General features: G+C 61.3%; 10 protein-coding genes. 4 read left to right on the forward strand and 6 right to left on the reverse strand.

Annotated elements, in window-relative coordinates:
• Both waaF and glnE read right to left on the reverse strand, forming a co-directional pair.
• Entirely contained in the window at positions 1 to 1,035 is a 1,035-nt protein-coding gene (gene waaF / locus E3O56_RS14465) for a lipopolysaccharide heptosyltransferase II (RefSeq protein WP_103733918.1), read from the reverse strand.
• 222 nt (positions 1,036 to 1,257) lie between these two features.
• The gene (glnE, locus tag E3O56_RS14470; RefSeq protein ID WP_078820123.1) at positions 1,258 to 4,197 is read right to left on the reverse strand and encodes a bifunctional [glutamate--ammonia ligase]-adenylyl-L-tyrosine phosphorylase/[glutamate--ammonia-ligase] adenylyltransferase; all 2,940 of its coding nucleotides are present in this window, start codon (positions 4,195 to 4,197) and stop codon (positions 1,258 to 1,260) included.
• A gap of 383 nt (positions 4,198 to 4,580) precedes the next feature.
• Between glnE and aceE the strand changes: the two genes are divergently transcribed.
• The 4 genes from aceE (at position 4,581) to msrA (ending at position 12,595) form a co-directional block, all read left to right on the forward strand.
• Positions 4,581 to 7,226: a pyruvate dehydrogenase (acetyl-transferring), homodimeric type gene (gene aceE, locus E3O56_RS14475; RefSeq protein WP_003187985.1), complete on the forward strand. Its 2,646-nt coding sequence runs from the start codon at positions 4,581 to 4,583 to the stop codon at positions 7,224 to 7,226.
• An 11-nt stretch (positions 7,227 to 7,237) separates the two neighbouring features.
• On the forward strand, positions 7,238 to 8,878 hold the full coding sequence (aceF, locus tag E3O56_RS14480) for a dihydrolipoyllysine-residue acetyltransferase (protein WP_248128454.1): 1,641 nt from the start codon (positions 7,238 to 7,240) through the stop codon (positions 8,876 to 8,878).
• 303 nt (positions 8,879 to 9,181) lie between these two features.
• The gene (locus E3O56_RS14485) at positions 9,182 to 11,875 is read left to right on the forward strand and encodes a GGDEF and EAL domain-containing protein (RefSeq protein WP_032878268.1); all 2,694 of its coding nucleotides are present in this window, start codon (positions 9,182 to 9,184) and stop codon (positions 11,873 to 11,875) included.
• A 72-nt stretch (positions 11,876 to 11,947) separates the two neighbouring features.
• Positions 11,948 to 12,595: a peptide-methionine (S)-S-oxide reductase MsrA gene (gene msrA, locus E3O56_RS14490; protein ID WP_248128455.1), complete on the forward strand. Its 648-nt coding sequence runs from the start codon at positions 11,948 to 11,950 to the stop codon at positions 12,593 to 12,595.
• Positions 12,596 to 12,731: 136 nt separating this feature from the next.
• On the opposite strand, the gene rlmJ is transcribed toward msrA, so the two are convergent.
• The 4 genes from rlmJ to putP all read right to left on the reverse strand — a co-directional run bounded on the left by rlmJ (position 12,732) and on the right by putP (position 18,112).
• Positions 12,732 to 13,568: a 23S rRNA (adenine(2030)-N(6))-methyltransferase RlmJ gene (gene rlmJ, locus E3O56_RS14495; protein WP_005784124.1), complete on the reverse strand. Its 837-nt coding sequence runs from the start codon at positions 13,566 to 13,568 to the stop codon at positions 12,732 to 12,734.
• 97 nt (positions 13,569 to 13,665) lie between these two features.
• Positions 13,666 to 14,391 (reverse strand): DUF4123 domain-containing protein, encoded by a 726-nt coding sequence (locus E3O56_RS14500; protein WP_248128456.1) that lies wholly within the window; start codon positions 14,389 to 14,391, stop codon positions 13,666 to 13,668.
• Entirely contained in the window at positions 14,391 to 16,412 is a 2,022-nt protein-coding gene (gene tssI / locus E3O56_RS14505) for a type VI secretion system tip protein TssI/VgrG (RefSeq protein ID WP_248089361.1), read from the reverse strand. The genes E3O56_RS14500 and tssI overlap by 1 nt, the downstream gene beginning before the upstream one ends.
• A 215-nt stretch (positions 16,413 to 16,627) precedes the next feature.
• A complete protein-coding gene (putP, locus tag E3O56_RS14510; protein ID WP_005784119.1) occupies positions 16,628 to 18,112 on the reverse strand; it encodes a sodium/proline symporter PutP in 1,485 nt (494 codons plus the stop codon).
• Between the last annotated feature and the right edge of the window lie 57 nt (positions 18,113 to 18,169).

Genomic DNA, 18,169 nt, shown 5'->3' on the forward strand with positions numbered 1-18,169 from the left:
TCAGTGAACCTCGACCACATCGCCCTGCAACCGCTGCAAGGCATCGGTTATCGGCTGCGGCAGCAATTGGCGCAGGCAGTTGTAGTGGCCGAAGCGGCAGGTGCGATCAAAACACGGGCTGCAATCCAGGCCCAGGCGCACCACTTCGACCTTGTCGGCCAAGGGCGGGGTGAAGCCTGGGGACGTGGAGCCGTACACCGCTACCAGCGGGCGGTTCAGCGCCGCCGCCACATGCATCAGGCCGGAGTCGTTGGACACCACCGAGTCGGCGCAGGACAACAAGTCGATAGCCTCGGCCAGGGACGTGTCGCCACTGAGGTTCACCGCCTCTTCGCGCAGGCCGGGAATCAGGCGCTGACGAATATCTTCACCTACCGAATGATCGTTCTTCGAACCGAACAGCCACACCTGCCAGCCTTCGCGGATCTTGGTCTCGGCGACCTTGGCGTAATGCTCCGACGGCCAGCGCTTGGACTCGCCAAACTCGGCGCCAGGGCACAAGGCCAGAACCGGCCGATCAAGGGTGAGGCCGAACTTGGCCAGCGCCGCATCGCGGGTCACCGGGTCGATCTGCAAGCTGGGGCGCGGGTACGGCGTGGGCAATTGCGCGCCGGGCTCGTAGGCCAGGGCCATGAAGCGCTCGATCATCAGCGGGTAGCGGGCTTTATCCAGGGTGCGTACGTCATTGAGCAGCACATAGCGAAACTCACCGCGCCAACCGGTGCGCTTGGGGATACCGGCAAAAAAAGGCACCAGCGCCGACTTGAGCGAGTTGGGCAACAGGATCGCCTGGTCGTACTGGCCGGCCATGGATTTGCCGATGCGTCGGCGGGTCGCCAGTTCCAGGGCACCGTGGCCGAGCGGAAAGCTCAAGGCCTTGCGCACCTCGGGCATGCGCTCCAGGATCGGCCGGCTCCACTCAGGGGCGAGCACGTCGATCTGGCAGTCTGGATAGCGCTGGCGCAGGCACTGGAAAAGTGTCTGTGCCATCACCATGTCACCGACCCAACTGGGCCCAACGATCAGAATATTCATGTAGTTTCCACAAACGATGCGGGGAGGCTTATGCCTCCCCGCCTCGATAATGACTGTAGATCGCGGCGCGCCAGGGAGCATCTTTATGTGGGAGCTGGCTTGCCTGCGATTGCATCACCTCGGTATCACTGATAAACCGAGGCGCCTGCATCGCGGGCAAGCCCGGCTCCCACATTAATCCGCATCCCATATAAAAATTGGCGTCGCCCAATCAGTCGAGTTTCAATTTAAGCCCAGCGCTTGCCAGATTCGCATCACCTGTCGCCGTTCGTCGGCAAACTGGTCCCCGGCGACCGTGCCGGCCTCGTTCTGCAAGGCCTGGCGGTGGGCGGCGGAGCGGTAGGCCTTATATACCTCACGCAGCAAATGGGCATCGGCGGCGGGCATCAGCCCGACCTGCTCAAGGCCCTCCAGAATGCGAATATTGTCGGTGTAGCGCAGCAACGATGGATGTTGCGCAGACCACGCCAAAGCCGCGTATTGCACCATAAATTCAATATCGACGATACCTCCGGCGTCCTGCTTGAGGTCGAACACCGCCGTGGCCTCGAAGGCATTGGCGCCCCTGCCGGCCGCCGTGGCCTTGGTACCCAGGTTATCGCGCATCTTGGTGCGCATCTCGCTGACCTCCTGGCGCAGCTTCGCCAAGTCCCGTTCACGCCCCAATACGTTGGCACGTACCTGCTCGAATGCATGGCCCACATCCTGGCTGCCCACCAGCACCCGTGCGCGGATGAGCGCCTGATGTTCCCAGGTCCAGGCTTCATTTTGTTGATAGCGATCGAAGGCGCCCAGGGAACTCACCAGCAAGCCGGAGGCGCCGGAAGGTCGCAGGCGCATGTCCACTTCATACAGTTGGCCGGAGTTGGTCTGGGTGGTCAGCAGGTGAATGATGCGCTGGCCCAGACGCGTGAAGAACTGCGCGCCGTCAATCGGCTTGGCGCCATCGGTCTCGGCCTGGGGGTCGCCATCGTGGATAAACACCAGATCCAGATCCGAACCATGCCCCAGTTCGATGCCGCCGACTTTCCCATAACCGACAATGATGAACCCAGGATCGCACAGGGTACCGTCCAGGCGCTGCGGCGCGCCGTGGCGGGCGACAGTCTGGCGCCAGGCCAGGGCCAGCACTTGCTCAAGAATGGCTTCGGCCAGCCAGGTGAGGTAGTCGCTGACTTTCATCAGCGGCAGGCTGCCAGCGATTTCCGAGGCCGCGACTCGCAGGCGGTGCGCCAATTTAAAGTGACGCAGGGCCTCCATTTGCTGTTCAAGGTCGTCCTCGGGAATGCGGGTGAGGCGCTCGCGCAGCTCGGCAGCCAGCTCCGGCGCCAGCGGCGGCTTGAACAGGCGGCCCTCGTTGAGCAGCTCATCGAGCAACAACGGGAAACGGGTGATCTGTTCGGCGATCCACGGGCTGGCGGCGCACAGGGTCAGCAGGCGACGCAGCGCATCCGGGTTCTCGGTGAGCAACACCAGATAGGCCGAACGCCGGGCGACGGCCTCCACCAACGGCAACACGCGCTCCAGCACCAGGTCCGGGTTGGCGTGCTCGACCGCCTGGGCCAGCAGGCGCGGAATGAATGCATCCAGGCGCTCGCGCCCCAGCCGCTGCATGGCACGCAACTGCGGGCTGCCACGCAGGCCGGCCAAGGCCTTGAGGGCTTTGGGTGCATCGGTGAAACCGCCCTCGGCCAATTGACGGCACGCGGCGTCGTCATCCTGGGATTCCTCCCACAGCGGCAACCACTCACCACCGACGACCAATTCACTTTCTTCGCCTTCTTCTTCATCAGGGTCGGCAATCACTTGACGAAAGTGCCAGTCCACGCGGCCACGCCAGTACATCAGGCGTTCGTGGAACGCAGCCCAGTCGCTGAAGCCCAGCATGAAGGCGATACGCGCCTGATCTTCGGGATTGTGCGGCAGCATTTGGGTCTGGCGGTCGGCAATCGCCTGGATGGCGTGCTCGGTGTAGCGCAGGAATTCGTAGCCATTGCGCAGTTCGGTGATCACCGCAGCCGGCAGGTAACCCTGCCCCTCAAGCGTACCCAGCACGTTCAGCAGTGGGCGTTGTTGCAGGCTGAGGTCGCGGCCGCCATGAATCAGCTGGAACGCCTGGGCAATAAACTCCACCTCCCGAATGCCGCCTGAGCCCAGCTTGATGTTCTCGGCCATACCCTTGCGCCGTACTTCCTGCTGGATCAACTGCTTCATGGTGCGCAGCGCTTCGATGGCGGAAAAGTCCAGGTAGCGGCGGTAGACGAACGGGCGCAGCATATCGAGCAACTGCGCGCCGGCCACTTGATCACCGGCCACTACGCGCGCCTTGATCATGGCGTAGCGTTCCCAATCCCGGCCCTGATCCTGGTAGTACTGCTCCAACGCGTTGAAGCTGAGCACCAGCGCACCGGCCGAGCCGTAGGGACGCAGGCGCATATCCACACGGAAGACAAAACCGTCGACCGTCATAGGATCCAGGGCCTTGATCAATTTTTGACCAAGACGAATAAAGAATTCCTGATTGTCCAGGGAGCGCTTTACCCCCACCGTCTCGCCGCCTTCGGGGTAGGCAAAAATCAGGTCGATATCCGACGAGAGATTCAGCTCCACCGCACCGAGCTTGCCCATGCCGAGGATGACCATATGCTGCGCCTCACCGCTGCGCCGCCCGGTCGGCGTGCCGAACTGCGCGCAGTGGCGCTGGTACAGCCATTGGTAGGCCTGGTCGATGCTGGCGTCGGCCATGTCGGAAAGGTCGCGACAGGTTTGCACCAGGTCCGCCTGGCGCGTCAGGTCGCGCCAGATGATGCGCACCTGCTGGCGCGTGCGCTGGCGGCGCAGCACGCGGCCCAACTCATCTTCTGTTTCGGCCTGTTGCACGGCGCCGGCAATCTGGCTGCACAGCTCACCGGGCGCAAAGCTGCGGTCCAGCTCACCCCAGGCCACCAGTTCGAGCAACATCAAAGGGTCACGAACACTCTGTTCAATGACAAAATCACTGGCAGCGCACACGCGGGCGAAGTCGGCCCACCGTTGCGGCGTCCACGCAGAAAGGCCATGATCGTCGTCCAGCGCGGCCACCGCGTCACGAAATGACTGCTCGGCCCGCTGGGCATAAGGCAAGAGAATGGCCGGCAGTTCGGCCAGCGTTGGAAGGCTCATGGTCTATCCTTGATCGGCGTGTAATTGGCGTGTAGTTGTGAACGCAAGAGCCATGCTCGATGAAGGACTGTCGAACAAAAGTTAGAAATAGCTGAAATTAAATTAATCTTGGCAGACAACATCAAACTTTCACCTTTTCTTGTTCGCAATAGACCAACAATAACGATTATGCTCACCAGCAAGACCGAGCCATACGCTCAGTCTTGTGTAGTTTTACTACTCGTATATACATTCGAAAGGCTGAAATGGCCGACGATTTGTAGTAAAACTACAGGACGCCGAAGCAACCTTCGGCCATCCAAGAATTTATGTCGTCTGCCCACAAGGCCAGTCGCAAACTTCAGGCAACCGATTCTGGTAGCCTTTCCGCCCTGGAGCAAGCCATGCAAGACCTCGATCCCGTCGAAACCCAGGAATGGCTGGACGCCCTGGAATCGGTTCTCGACAAAGAAGGCGAAGACCGTGCTCACTACCTGATGACCCGTATGGGCGAACTCGCGACCCGCAGCGGCTCGCAACTGCCTTACGCCATCACTACGCCATACCGCAACACCATCCCCGTTACCCACGAAGCACGCATGCCTGGCGACCTGTTCATGGAACGCCGCATTCGCTCGCTGGTACGTTGGAACGCCATGGCGATGGTAATGCGCACGAACTTGAAAGATTCGGACCTGGGCGGTCACATTTCCAGCTTCGCTTCCAGCGCCACCCTGTATGACATCGGCTTCAACTACTTCTTCCAGGCCCCGACCGACGAACACGGCGGCGACCTGATCTACTTCCAGGGCCACACCTCGCCAGGCGTCTACGCCCGTGCGTTCATGGAAGGTCGCATCAGCGAAGAACAAATGAACAACTTCCGCCAGGAAGTCGACGGTCAGGGCCTGTCGTCCTACCCGCACCCTTGGCTGATGCCTGATTTCTGGCAGTTCCCGACCGTTTCCATGGGTCTGGGCCCGATCCAGGCGATCTACCAGGCACGCTTCATGAAGTACCTGGAAGCCCGTGGCTTCATCCCGGAAGGCAAGCAGAAAGTCTGGTGCTTCCTGGGCGACGGCGAGTGCGACGAGCCGGAATCCCTGGGGGCCATTTCCCTGGCCGGCCGCGAGAAGCTCGACAACCTGATCTTCGTCATCAACTGCAACCTGCAGCGCCTCGACGGCCCGGTTCGCGGCAACGGCAAGATCATCCAGGAACTCGAAGGCGTGTTCCGTGGTGCTCAGTGGAACGTGACCAAGGTCATCTGGGGCCGTTTCTGGGACCCACTGCTGGCCAAGGACGTCGACGGCATCCTTCAACGTCGCATGGACGAAGTCATCGACGGCGAGTACCAGAACTACAAGGCCAAAGACGGCGCGTTCGTTCGCGAACACTTCTTCAACACGCCTGAACTCAAGGCGATGGTTGCCGACCTGTCCGACGACGAAATCTGGAAGCTCAACCGTGGCGGCCACGACCCGTACAAGGTCTACGCGGCGTACCACGAAGCGGTCAACCACAAAGAACAACCGACCGTCATCCTGGCCAAGACCATCAAGGGTTATGGCACCGGTGCCGGCGAAGCGAAGAACACCGCGCACAACACCAAGAAAGTCGATGTCGACAGCCTGAAGTTGTTCCGCGACCGCTTCGACATCCCGGTCAAGGACGAAGAGCTGGAGAACCTGCCGTTCTTCAAGCCAGAGCCAAACAGCGCCGAGGCCCGCTACCTGAGCGAGCGCCGCAGCGCACTGGGTGGCTTCGTGCCACAGCGCCGCGCCAACAGCTTCAGCGTACCGACGCCGGACCTGAGCACCCTCAAGGCCATCCTTGACGGCTCGGGCGACCGTGAAATCTCCACCACCATGGCCTTCGTGCGCATCCTCGCGCAATTGGTCAAGGACAAGGACATCGGCCCGCGCATCGTCCCGATCATCCCGGACGAAGCCCGTACCTTTGGTATGGAAGGCATGTTCCGCCAGTTGGGCATCTACTCCTCCGTCGGCCAGCTCTACGAGCCAGTCGATAAAGACCAGGTGATGTTCTACAAGGAAGACAAGAAGGGCCAGATCCTCGAAGAAGGCATCAACGAAGCGGGCGCCATGAGCTCCTTCATCGCTGCCGGTACTTCGTACTCCAGCCACAACCAGCCGATGCTGCCGTTCTACATCTTCTATTCGATGTTCGGCTTCCAGCGTATTGGCGACCTGGCTTGGGCAGCAGGCGACAGCCGTACCCGTGGCTTCCTGATCGGCGGTACCGCCGGGCGCACCACGCTGAACGGCGAAGGCCTGCAACACGAAGACGGTCACAGCCACATCCTGGCTGCCACCATCCCGAACTGCCGCACCTTTGATCCAACCTACGGCTATGAGCTGGCGGTGATCATCCAGGACGGCATGAAGAAGATGACCGAAGAGCAGCAGGACGTTTTCTACTACATCACCGTGATGAACGAGTCCTACCAGCAGCCAGCCATGCCGGCCGGTGTGGAAGAAGGCATCATCAAGGGCATGTACCTGCTCGAAGAAGACACCAAGGAAGCGGCGCACCACGTACAGCTGATGGGCTCCGGCACCATCCTGCGCGAAGTGCGTGAAGCGGCGAAGATCCTGCGTGACGAATTCAACGTCGGCGCCGACGTGTGGAGCGTGACCAGCTTCAACGAACTGCGTCGCGACGGCCTGGCCGTAGAGCGCAGCAACCGTCTGCACCCTGGCCAGAAGCCAGCCAAGAGCTACGTCGAAGAGTGCCTGGCCGGCCGTAAAGGTCCAGTCATTGCCTCTACCGACTACATGAAACTGTTTGCTGAACAAATTCGCCAGTGGGTCCCGTCCAAGGAATTCAAAGTCCTGGGCACCGATGGTTTCGGCCGCAGTGACAGCCGCAAGAAGCTGCGTCACTTCTTCGAAGTCGACCGTCACTTCGTGGTGTTGGCAGCCCTGGAAGCCTTGGCTGACCGTGGTGAGATCGAACCCAAGGTGGTGGCTGACGCCATCGTCAAGTTCGGGATCAACCCGGAAAAACGCAACCCACTGGACTGCTGAGGAGATTTTTTGTGAGCGAACTCATTCGCGTACCTGACATCGGCAGCGGTGAAGGTGAAGTAATCGAGCTGTTTGTGAAGGTCGGCGACACCGTCGAAGCCGACCAGAGCATCCTGACCCTGGAGTCGGACAAGGCGAGCATGGAAATCCCTGCTCCCAAGGCCGGCGTGGTCAAGAGCCTGAAGGTCAAGCTGGGCGACCGCCTGAAAGAAGGCGACGAACTGCTGGAGCTGGAAATCGAAGGCGCCGCTGATGCAGCCCCTGCGGCGGCTCCGGCTGCCGCTGCTGAACCTGCGCCTGCCGCTGAAAAACCTGCTGCCGAGGCCCCAGCGGCCCCGGCTGCTGCACCTGCCGCCGCCACCGTCCAGGACATTCACGTCCCGGACATCGGCTCGTCGGGCAAGGCTAAGATCATCGAGCTGCTGGTCAAGGTCGGCGACACCGTCGAAGCCGATCAGTCGCTGATCACCCTGGAGTCCGACAAGGCCTCCATGGAAATCCCTTCGCCGGCTGCCGGCGTAGTGGAAAGCATCGCGGTCAAGCTGGAAGACGAAGTCGGCACCGGTGACTTCATCCTCAAGCTGAAAGTACAAGGCGCTGCCCCGGCCGCCGCTCCAGCACCGGCGGCTGCTCCGACTGCCAAGGCTGAAGCCGCTCCGGCCGCTGCTGCCCCGGCACCTGCTGCAAAAGCCGAGGCCACACCGGCCCCTGCTGCTGCCGCACCTGCGCCAAGCGGTGCCAAGGTGCACGCCGGCCCTGCCGTGCGTCAGTTGGCCCGCGAGTTCGGCGTCGAGCTGAGCGCCGTCTCGGCCAGCGGCCCGCACGGTCGTGTGCTGAAGGAAGACGTGCAGGCTTACGTCAAAGCCATGATGCAAAAGGCCAAGGAAGCACCGGCTGCCGGCGCGACGGGCGGCTCGGGCATTCCGCCGATCCGTACCGTGGATTTCAGCCGCTTCGGCGAAACCGAAGAAGTGCCGATGACCCGCCTGATGCAAATCGGCGCGGCCGGCCTGCATGCCAGCTGGCTGAACATCCCGCATGTGACTCAGTTCGACCAGGCCGACATCACCGACCTGGAAGCTTTCCGCGTTGCGCAGAAAGCCGTGGCCGAGAAGGCCGGCGTGAAGCTGACCGTGCTGCCACTGCTGCTCAAGGCCTGCGCGCACCTGCTCAAGGAACTGCCGGACTTCAACAGCTCGCTGGCGCCAAGCGGCAAGGCGATCATTCGCAAGAAGTACGTCAACATCGGCTTTGCCGTCGACACTCCGGATGGCCTGCTGGTACCGGTCATCAAGAACGTCGACCAGAAGAGCCTGCTGCAACTCGCTGGCGAAGCGGCTGCGCTGGCTGCCAAGGCCCGCGACAAGAAGCTCACCCCGGATGACATGCAGGGCGCCTGCTTCACTATCTCCAGCCTCGGGCACATTGGCGGCACTGGCTTCACGCCAATCGTCAACGCGCCGGAAGTGGCGATCCTGGGTGTTTCCAAGGCCACCATCCAGCCTGTGTGGGACGGTAAAGCGTTCCAGCCCAAGCTGATGCTGCCACTGTCGCTGTCCTACGATCACCGCGTGATCAACGGCGCCGCCGCTGCACGCTTCACCCAGCGCCTGAGCCAGTTGCTGAACGACATCCGCACCATCCTGCTGTAAGCCGCAGAGCCTTCCCTTTACGGGGAAGGCCCTTGCCGCACCGATTTCCGAGCGCCACGCTCGTACCTCAACCCCGCCACTTGGCGGGGCTTTTTTTGTGCGCTCGGTGTACGCACAGAACAGGTTTGTACACCTTCTGTCACTTCGATTGCAGAAATCCCCCGCACGGCCGATAACTGCCTTATAGCACTTAGCCTTCATCCTCTCTTGTCAGTGCGTGCCGCATGATGCAACCTTGCCGCAGGCGACAGTAAAGAGGGCGTGAGCCGGGCGCCACGCGCATTTTCCCAAGCGAGTTTCCCCATGAAAAGCCAACCCGATGTCGCCCGTATGGCGGCCGAGGTAGTGACGCAATTACCGGTGCCTTCGCGCCTCGGTATGCTGCGTTTCGAGCGGCTTAATGAGGCAAGCTGGGCCCTGCTGTACCTCGATCCCAATTGCGAGCGCCAGTTCGGCCTGCCAGCTGTGGAACTCTGCGCGCTGATCGGCACGCCCTACGCCAGCCTGATGGAGCCCCAGGCCCGCTATCAGCTGCACGACGCAATCCAGCAGCAACTGACCCACAGCCCCCATTACCTGGTGCGCTATACCCTGCACACCCATGACGGCCCGATGAGCCTGCTGGAAATGGGCGAGGCCTACAAACAACACAACCGCCATCTGCTGCGCGGCTACCTGATGGTGGTCGACGGGCTGTTCAGCGATACCACCGCGCCCGCCCCGACCGCTGACCTGGAAAACCAGAACAGCCGCCTGCAGATCGCCCTGGAGCTCAACCAGCGTGCGCAGCAGGAACAGTTGCAACACCTGGAACGGGTGCGCGCCCAGCAGGAGCTGATCCTGCTGCTGGCCCGACAGCGCTACACCACGCCCAATTCGCTGCAAGAAGCCGCTGAGCTGATCACCCGTAGCGCGTGCGACATTTACCAGATCGACTGCGCCAGCATCTGGCACCTCGAAGGCCAACATCTGGTGCCTATCTCGGCGTACCACCGCGCCGACCAACAGCACCGCCTGCCCCAAGCCATCGACGCCAGCGGTTTCCCGGATTATCTGGAAGCCCTGCACTCCAGCCGCGCCATCGACGCCACCCATGCCCAACGTGACCCGCGCACCCGGGAAATGGCCGAAAGCCTGCGCGCCAACGATATCCACGCGATGCTCGACGCCAGTATTCGTGTCGACGGCCAGGTCGTCGGCGTGCTGTGCCTGGAACAAAGCGGCAGTTCACGTGCCTGGCAGTCCGATGAAATCGCGTTTGCCGGCGAGCTGGCAGACCAGTTCGCGCAAGTCATCAACAACCACAACCGCCGTACCGCCACCAGCGCCCTGCACCTGTTCCAGCGTGCTGTGGAACAAAGCGCCAATGCCTTTCTGCTGGTCAATTGCGACGGCGTGGTGGAGTACGTCAACCCCAGCTTCACCGCAATTACCCAATACAGCGCGGAAGAAGTCCACGGCCATCGCCTGGCGCAACTGCCGGCCCTGGAAAATCTCAGTGAGTTGCTGTTCGACGCGCCGTCGGCCCTGGCCAAAAGCAACAGCTGGCAAGGCGAGTTCAAAAGCCGGCGCAAGAACCTGGAGCCCTACTGGGGCCAGTTGTCGATTTCCAAGGTGTATGGCGATAACCGCGAGCTGACCCACTACATCGGCATCTACGAAGACATCACCCAGACCAAGCTGGCGCAACAGCGCATCGAGCGCCTGGCCTACACCGACAACCTGACCAACCTGGGCAACCGACCGGCGTTCATCCGTAACCTCGACGAACGCTTTGCCCGCGACAGCGACAGCCCGATCAGCCTGCTGCTGGTGGACATCGACAACTTCAAGCGCATCAACGACAGCCTCGGCCACCAGACCGGCGACAAGTTGCTGATCAGCCTGGCCCGCCGTTTGCGCAATAGCTTGAGCAGCGGTGGCAGCCTGGCACGCTTTGCCAGTAACGAGTTCGCAGTGCTGTTGGATGATTCCGACCTGGAGACCGGCCAGCAGGTCGCCAGCCAGTTGCTGGCCACGCTCGACAAGCCGATGTTCGTCGACAACCAGTTGATCAGCGTCACCGGCTCCGTGGGCCTGGCCTGCGCGCCGCTGCATGGCCGCGACCCGCAGACCCTGATGCGTAACGCAGGGCTGGCGCTGCACAAGGCCAAGGCCAACGGCAAACACCAGGTGCAAGTGTTTACCGAAGCGTTGAATGCCGAAGCCAGCTACAAGCTGTTCGTGGAAAACAACCTGCGTCGCGCCCTGACCCAGAACGAGCTGGACGTGTTCTACCAGCCCAAACTGTGCCTGCGCAGCGGCCGTCTGCTGGGCATGGAAGCCCTGTTGCGCTGGAACCACCCGGAAAAGGGCATGATCCGCCCCGACCAGTTCATCAGCGTGGCCGAAGAGACCGGGTTGATCATTCCGATCGGCAAATGGATCGCCCGCCAGGCGTGCCGCATGAGCAGGCAGTTGAGCGCCGCCGGCATGGGCAATTTGCAGGTGGCGATCAACCTGTCGCCCAAGCAATTTTCCGATCCGGACCTGGTGACCTCGATTGCCACCATCCTCAAGGAAGAACAGCTACCGGCCAACCTGCTGGAGCTGGAGCTGACCGAGGGTTTGCTGCTGGAAGCCACCGAAGACACGCGCCTGCAACTGGACCAGTTGAAAAGCTTTGGCCTGACCCTGGCCATGGACGATTTCGGCACCGGTTACTCGTCGCTGAGCTACTTGAAAAAATTCCCCATCGACATCATTAAGATTGATCGCAGCTTTATCCACGAGATCCCGGATAACCAGGACGACATGGAAATAACCTCGGCAGTGATCGCCATGGCTCACAACCTCAAGCTCAAGGTGGTGGCCGAAGGCATCGAGACAGCCGAACAGTTGGCGTTCCTGCGCAGACACCGCTGCGATGTCGGCCAGGGCTACCTGTTCGACCGACCGATCCCCGGTGCAGAGCTGCTGACGATGCTTAAACGCTACCCGCGCGGGCCAATCGCCTGACAGCGCTGTAACACTCGGGCACACTGACTGTCTGACAATTTACTGTTACTCAACCTGACGAGAGGACTGATCATGGTCTTGCGCTCGGAAATTCTGGTGAACAAAAACGTGCTGCCTACTCAAGAACAAGCTTTGCCTGGCCGTGAAACCCCGATGAAGCTGCCGGAAACGCACTTCGTCAACGGCAACCCGCTGCTGGGTCCGTTTATTGATGACGTCGGTTTTGCGATCTTCGGCCTGGGTTGTTTCTGGGGCGCTGAACGTAAATTCTGGGAACGCGACGGCGTGGTCAGCACGGTGGTCGGCTACGCCGGCGGCTACACGCCGAACCCGACCTACGAAGAAGTCTGCTCAGGCCTGACCGGCCATAGCGAAGTGGTACTGGTGGTGTATGACCAGGCCAAGCTCAAGTACGAAGACTTGCTGAAGATGTTCTGGGAATTGCACAACCCGACCCAGGGCATGCGCCAGGGCAACGATATTGGCAGCCAGTACCGCTCGGTGATTTATGCCACCACGCCTGAACAATTGGCGGCGGCCAAAGCCAGTGCCGAGGCTTATCAGCAAGAGCTGACCAAGGCCGGTGTAGGTGAGATCACCACGGAAATCGAAGAAGCCCCGACGGTTTACTTCGCCGAGGCGTATCACCAGCAGTACCTGGCGAAGAATCCGCAGGGGTATTGCGGGATCGGCGGCACAGGCGTGACCTGCCCGATCTAAGGTCAACATAGAACCAAATGTGGGAGGGGGCTTGCTCCCGATTGCGGTGTGTCAGTTACAGAAGTACTGACTGACACTCAGCAATCGGGAGCAAGCCCCCTCCCACATTTAGTTTTGTGTGTGGCCTGAGCGCTGACTATTCAGCGATAAGCCAATCCATCTGCCACCCACCCTGGGTCTGCCCAAGTTTCTTGGACAGCCACGGCAGCAACTCACGCAACTCCTCTTCCAGACCCCACGGCGGGTTGGCAATCGCCAGGCCCGAGCCGGTCAGGGTGTTGGGCGTGTCCAGTGGATGCACCAGCAGTTCCACCCGCAGCAACTTCGGCGCACCGGTACCGGCCAGGTCCTGGTAGAAGCGGCGCAACATGCGCTGGTCCTTCACCGGGTACCAGATCGCCGCGACCGTCTGGCGCATGCGGCTGACGGCTTCCTTGAGGGACGCCGCACAACGCTGCATTTCGTCGAGCTTCTCGAACGGCGGGTCGATCAGCATCAACGCGCGTTTTTCCGGCACCGGCAACAGGGCACGCGGCACATGCCAGCCTTCGCCCAGGTGCACTTTGACCCGGCGATCACCCTTCATATTGTCCTTGAGCAGCACGCCATCTTCCGGATGCTTCTCGTTGAGCAGCACACGGTCCTGGGGACGCGTGAGGCGTCGCGCCAGCTCCGGCGAGCCTGGGTAGTAGCGCAACTGGCCGTCCGGGTTCATCTCGTGCAGCACGCGCATGTAGTCCGCGGTGAGCGGCGGCAGGTCACTTGCGCCCCACAGGCGAGCGATGCCTTCCAGGTATTCACCGGTGCGGTTGGCCTGGTCGCCCTGCAAGTCGTACAGGCCAATGCCGGCATGGGTGTCGAGGTAGGCGAACGGCTGCTCCTTGCGCGACATCAGGGCGATGAGGCGGGTCAAGGTCAGGTGTTTGAAGACATCGGCATGGTTGCCGGCGTGAAAGGCGTGACGATAATTCATGGTTGCTCCTGCGCAGGGGGCGAAGTTTACCTTCTACCGGTGCAAAGGTGCAGGGCCGCATGGCGGGCGGTACGGATATCACGCGAGCCTCATGGGTTTAACTCAGTTGTACGCCAAGGTAGTCCGCCACCTCGGCATGGCTGATATCCGGCCTGCGTGCGAAGTAGGCGACCTTGTGCTGCAGGATCGTGGGTGTAAACGCAGTGTATAAGTCGGGACGCTGCTCCTGGAGCCATTGCAACAGGTTGTCGATCAGCACCTGGGGCGAGTGTTGCGCCAGGCTTGCCAACAATGGCGCCGGCACTCGCCACCAAGGGCTGGGTTTGGCCGCAGCCACCTGGCGGGGCGAGACTGCCAACGACTGTCCATTGATTAAGTAACGCTGGAATACGGGCAGCACAGTGGCGGCATCGTCACCCAACTGCTGCAACATCGGCAAAAACTGCGCGCCATCCCAGAAGCGCAAAAATACCGGCTGATCTTCAGGCAGGTACACCTGGGTCAAACCCTTCAAGTGATCGATCACAACCTCCAACGGGCACGAAGACACCGCCAGCCAGCCCCAGTCCAAGGCCTGGGTGGTGGCTACCCAGTCGAGAAAAGCACTGCCAGGCTCGACAACGCCAACATAAGGCATCACCTCATTCCAATCGGCATAGGGCGTGCCCGCCCACACCGGTTGCGGCGGTGGTGCGACCGCTATGGTTTGCCAGGCTGCAAACGGCTTGGCCTCGCTGGTGTTGCCCATGACGACGTATAGCTGCTCATCAGGCTGCAACGGTTTTTGGGCCAGCCAGGCGCGGGGCGTCAAGGGTGAGGCCATCAGGGGAAACTCCGTGCGTGGGCGCTGATATCGCACTGCCCGTTTTTGCAGCGCTCACACTCTTCGCAAAACGGCGCACTGCGCTTGAGGCTGGCCACTTGCGCAGGGCTTAGCGGCGCGGGAATAACGGCCAACAATGTTTCCTTCACCCCCGGCATTAACGGCGGCGCCGCCGGAACAGGCGCGCCGCCTGGCTGGATTGGCACACTGCTGAATATCCCGCCCGCCGACAGCGTGATCGACTGCCCGCCCGCTTGAATCGTCACGCTGGCCCCCGCATCAATGACGATGCTTTGCCCAGCGCCCAATTGAATGGTCTGCCCGGCACGCATGTACTGCGAACCGCCGACCGCCAGATGATCATCCTGCTTGAGTTCAGTGAGGCGGTTGCCATGGGTGATGCGCCGCTCTTCACCTTGCAACTCATGGTGCGACTCGCCGCCCACCCGCACACGACGCTGGTTATCGACCTGCACCTGTTGGTCATTGAGCACATGCTGGGTCCAGTCCCGCTGGGCGCGCAGGTAGATTTCCTCGGCCCCCTTACGGTCTTCGATGCGCAGTTCGTTGTAGCCTCCACCGCCCGGGCTGCTCTGGCTACGCAGGATACTGCGGGTCTTGTCCGCCGGCAGGTCGAGGGGCATTGGCCTGGCGGCATTGGGCAGGCAGCCCACCACCAGCGGCATGTCCAAATCACCATTGACGAAGCCCACCAACACCTCCATGCCGACCCTGGGGATCAGCACCACACCATAGCGGTCATGGGCCCAGCCGCTGGCCACCCGCAGCCAGCAACTGGAATGATCGTTGTGCTCGCCGATGCGATCCCACGCCATCTGCACCTTTACCCGTCCGTATTCGTCGCAATGGATCTCACTGCCAACCGGGCCAGTGACCACTGCGCTTTGGTAACCCGATATCGTCGGGCGCGGCTGCTCAGGCAAGGGCGGGCGAAAGATTGCATCCCACGGCGTGGCAACAAAGGTGTTGCCATACCCCTGACGAAACGCCCCGCCAACCACCTCGGTGACCGCTTCCTCCAGCACCTGGGGCTGTTTGCCTTCGTGGGTGACTTGGGTGACCAACCATAAGTCATTCCACTCCTCGCGCGGGTGCTCCCTCAATTGCAGGAACCTGCCGCCGGCCAAGGCCGGCTCGTCGCTTTGCCCCTGGGCGATGCGGTAGTCGCTGCGGTGCCGCTCCAGGCTACGCTGGGCGAGGTATTTGCCATGGGCCCGGTCGGAAAAATAGCCGGGGAACTGCTGCGCCTCAAGCTTGGGCAACTGCGCGTCGGCCGCCGTGCTTTGCAGCTCGAGGTGCGGTTTGCAAAAATCGTAATCGCGCAGATTGACCGCCGTGGTGCGGGCTGCCAATTGCAGTGTGAAACGCTTGATCGCCGGCGCCTGGGCAACCATGCCCGACCCAGGCCGGTACGGCGTGGGCTGATCGACCTGGGCAAATACCGTCTGGTCATCGCCAAACACCAGCAAATGAGCATCGGGGCAATGCTGAAAGTGATAGTGAATGCCGACTTCGGCACACAGGCGTTGGATGAACGCCAGATCCGTCTCACCGAATTGCACGCAATACTCACGCTCAGGGTATTGACCGCTCAGCCGGAACTCAAAGCTGTCACTGTGGATGCCCTGCCCCGCCAACACCTGCGCAACGATCTGCGGCACCGTCTGATGCTGGAAAATCCGCTGATGACTGCTGTGCGCCAGATACGCCAGGTGCGGCGCCAGGCTGAGCTGGTAGCGTGTCAGGCGCCGTCCGGAATCGCCTTGGGCGACCCGGTACACCAGGCCATGCACACCATGGCCGCGGTCATCGAAACCCAGGTATACCTGACGATGCAGCAAGCTCTCCAGGTCGATATCCGGCTGCTCGCTGACCAGCTCAAGTTCGAAACGGTAAGGCTGGCTGATGGCCTCGGAGCCACTGAACTCATACACCTTGAGGTCACTGGGCGCCCCATCCAGGGCCAGGGTAAATGCACTTTGGTTGGCAGGAGCGAACATCCGGTGTTTCTCTGCGAAGGGTGGGCAGCCGATTCTGCACCAGCTTTTTGCCGGGCCGGGCGTAACGCAGCCAAATCAGTAAGGTCCTACCTGTGCCTTCATCCAGCCACCCTCGAAGGCAACCAGGCGAACTGGCCGAAACAAAAACGGCCCGCCATCCAAAGGACGCGGGCCGTTTTTGTTTCAACTGGACAGGCGCTCAACGCCCGGCGCAGTTATTTGTTGAGGTTGTAGTCTTTTTCGGCAGCATCAAAACGCTCGACCATACCAACCGTCGGTGCGCCCATCTTGCTCACGAAGTAGATCGCCAGACTGGCGAAGATGAAGCCTGGGATGATTTCGTACAGACCCAGCAGTTCAAAGTGCTTCCACACGATCACGGTGATCGCGCCGACCAGGATGCCGGCCAGTGCGCCGTTGCGGGTCATGTTTTTCCAGATCACCGAGATCAGCACCACAGGGCCGAACGCAGCGCCGAAACCGGCCCAGGCGTAGCTGACCAGGCCCAGCACGCGGTTTTCCGGGTTGGCGGCCATGGCGATGGCGATCAAGGCCACTACCAGCACCATGATCCGACCGACCCAAACCAGCTCAAGCTGGGAAGCGCCTTTACGCAGGAACGCCTTGTAGAAGTCTTCGGTCAGGGCGCTGGAGCACACCAGCAACTGGCAGCTCAAGGTACTCATCACCGCCGCGAGGATCGCCGACAGCAATACACCGGCAACCCATGGGTTGAACAGGATTTTGGCCAGTTCGATAAACACTCGCTCAGGGTTTTCAGTGACCGGGCCAGCCACTTCCGGATGCGCCGAGAAGTAAGCGATACCGAAGAAGCCCACCGCCACGGTGCCGCCCAGGCACAGGATCATCCAGGTCATGGAGATGCGACGTGCGTTGGCAATCGACTTCACCGAGTCGGCCGCCATGAAACGCGCCAGGATGTGCGGCTGGCCGAAGTAGCCCAGGCCCCAGCCCATCAGCGAGATGATGCCGATGAAGGTGGTGTTTTTCAGCATGTCGAAGTTGGTCGGGTCTTTGGCTTCGATGGCCAGGAACGTGGTGTCCACACCGCCGGTGGCCAGCAGCACGATGATCGGCGTCAGGATCAGCGCGAAGATCATCAGCGTGGCTTGTACGGTGTCGGTCCAGCTGACCGCCAGGAAACCACCGATAAAGGTGTAGGCAATCGTTGCCGCAGCACCGGCCCACAGCGCGGTCTCGTAGGACATGCCGAAGGTGCTTTCGAACAGGCGGGCACCGGCGACAATGCCGGAGGCGCAATAGATGGTGAAGAACACCAGGATCACCACTGCCGAGATGATCCGCAGCAGGCCGCTTTTATCTTCGAAGCGGCTGGAGAAGTAATCCGGCAGGGTCAGGGCGTCGCCGTTGTGTTCGGTCTGCACCCGCAGGCGGCCAGCCACGAACAACCAGTTGAGGTAAGCACCGGCGATCAGGCCGATGGCAATCCAGCTTTCCGACAGGCCGGACATGTAGATGGCGCCCGGCAGGCCCATCAACAACCAGCCGCTCATGTCGGAAGCACCGGCCGACAAGGCTGTCACCACGCTACCGAGGCTGCGACCGCCGAGGATGTAATCGGAAAGGTTGTTGGTGGAGCGATAGGCCATCAAGCCGATCAGCACCATTGCTGCGATGTAGATCACGAACGTGATCAGGGTTGGATTGCTAACGCTCATATGAGTGACGCCCTGGCTTTGTTTTTATGTAGCGACGGTCTGTCAGATCGCCACTGG

Source organism: Pseudomonas sp. W2Aug9 (assembly GCF_023127755.1).
Taxonomy (GTDB): Bacteria; Pseudomonadota; Gammaproteobacteria; order Pseudomonadales; family Pseudomonadaceae; genus Aquipseudomonas; species Aquipseudomonas synxantha_A.